The sequence below is a fragment of the Moorena sp. SIO4A1 genome (assembly GCF_010672065.1).
Classification (GTDB): Bacteria; Cyanobacteriota; Cyanobacteriia; order Cyanobacteriales; family Coleofasciculaceae; genus Moorena.
This window is the reverse complement of record NZ_JAAHHX010000526.1, coordinates 1-1719: the sequence shown is the minus strand read 5'-3', so window position 1 is coordinate 1719 and position 1719 is coordinate 1. Positions and strand designations below refer to the sequence as shown.

Here is a 1719-nt window from a genome sequence, read left to right as displayed (position 1 = left end):
GGCCAAGACTAAGCAAGACTAGGGGACTTGGCTGTAAACGGCTTGACTAAGGCTTGGTATTTCTGCGTAACGACCCATCAATGATTGAATCATAGAATAGCCACAGGCGGCAAGGATACCTAAAAACACTATATTATATAAGGTTTCTGTTAGCAAGTTAACCCCTAGTGCTTGGACTAAAATTGGCAACAATAGACCACACAAAACTAAAAGAATGTCTAAAAGAATCGCTTGCATGGTGTTAAAGCGAACAAAATGGCTGATTTGTGGGTTTCTGACTACGGCTAAGAATAAAACAAAGAAAATAATTAACCCCACCAAGGGCAAACCGTAGTAAATTGAAATTAATGGTTGTAGTGGCAGGTAAATAATGCCGAGAATGGGAAACTGTCTTAGCAGAAATTGACCAAAGGGCAAAACCACAATTAGAGGGAGTAGATATGCAAGGGCTGCAAAAATCCGGTCTTTAATATCTGTTGACCCGCGCCAATTCATGGTGCTTTCTCCTTGAAGATGTTCAGATAAGGCCTACACTAACTATTATTCAGCATAGCGCAGCACAACACTCTACCCCTGAGCTACCTGAAATGCTATTGACCTTGGCCTTCAGGCCACGCTTTCGGCAAAGCCGACGCTGCTTGAGGTGCGATTGGTCACGCTTTCGGCAAAGCCCGAGGCTGCTTGAGGTGCGATTGGCCGTAGGCCACGCTAAAAGCGATCGCTTAGTAAAAAAGTTCTTACTACAAAAGTTTATTCCATATTGACCAGACGGAATCCCATTTCACACTCATACTGTTGAGCTTGCTTTTCACTTAGCTTCTTGAGCACATGAGCACAAACCAATTTGCCTTGATGCCAGCGAGGATGACCGCTTGGGTCAGCCAGTAAACAACATTGGCAGACAAGGTCGGGGGAAATTACTTGGTTATCCGTTAAAATGACTAACATAGCACTAATCCCATTACGCTATCAGGGCTGATGCCGAATTACAATAGTCTAAGGTCTTCTCAACAGGCTGGAGGATAGGGAAAAATCTTGAATTGCTCACGATACCTTATACCGATACTAATCCATAAAATCTTGACCAATCAGCTTAGTGCTTAAGTCTTGTTTATAAGTGCTATTGATTAGAACTATTGCTTAACCCTATTATTATCTTAATATATCCCCTGGATTCTAGGTGTTGTATAATAAATAATTTAACATAATACAAACTTTAACTTTTCATAAAAATTGGCCTAATCTGAGTCTGAATCGTTCCAGAGTCAAGCTTTAAGCTCATCGTTACCGATGAATTGTTTGACAGGACTTATGAAAAACTCCTAAAAAACTGGGCATCCAACTCCCATATGTAGTAGGAATAAGTAGTAGGGATAACTAGTAGGGATAACTAGTAGGGATAACTAGTAGGGTGCGTTAATAACCCACCCTGTAGTAGGTAGAGTTACTGGGTAAGTCCTGTTTAAGGGTCGTGTCCAAACAAACCACCTGCCAAGAAATCTTCAGGGCGACTAAAGCTGCTATTTCGCTACTGGTAGTCGCTGATGGGATCAACCCCTGCATGAAAGCGATACCTCAGTTTTTGATCCCCGCTCCTGCCTAGACGGGGCTTTATTGCCTCAGAGGATTTTTTGTAAGCACATAGACCTTTAAGGTTTTTGTGTCAATTACCAAACGTGATCGATCCTAGAAGTAAAGAAAGTGACTCAAACTAATTTC

3 protein-coding genes are annotated in these 1719 nt (G+C 41.8%); 1 reads left to right on the top strand and 2 read right to left on the bottom strand.

Features of this window, described 5'->3' with window-relative positions; translation table 11 throughout:
• Nucleotides 1-18: 18 nt before the first annotated feature.
• A complete protein-coding gene (locus F6K53_RS40245; RefSeq protein WP_293085701.1) occupies nt 19-495 on the bottom strand; it encodes a Tic20 family protein in 477 nt (158 codons plus the stop codon).
• Nucleotides 496-587: 92 nt separating this feature from the next.
• On the opposite strand from F6K53_RS40245, the gene F6K53_RS40240 reads away from it, so the two are divergent.
• Nucleotides 588-764, top strand: coding sequence for a hypothetical protein (locus F6K53_RS40240; protein WP_293085698.1), 177 nt, complete (start codon nt 588-590; stop codon nt 762-764).
• On the opposite strand, the gene F6K53_RS40235 is transcribed toward F6K53_RS40240, so the two are convergent.
• A complete protein-coding gene (locus F6K53_RS40235) occupies nt 751-948 on the bottom strand; it encodes a hypothetical protein (RefSeq protein ID WP_293085695.1) in 198 nt (65 codons plus the stop codon). The two genes, F6K53_RS40240 and F6K53_RS40235, sit on opposite strands and share 14 nt — an antisense overlap.
• Nucleotides 949-1719: the final 771 nt, after the last annotated feature.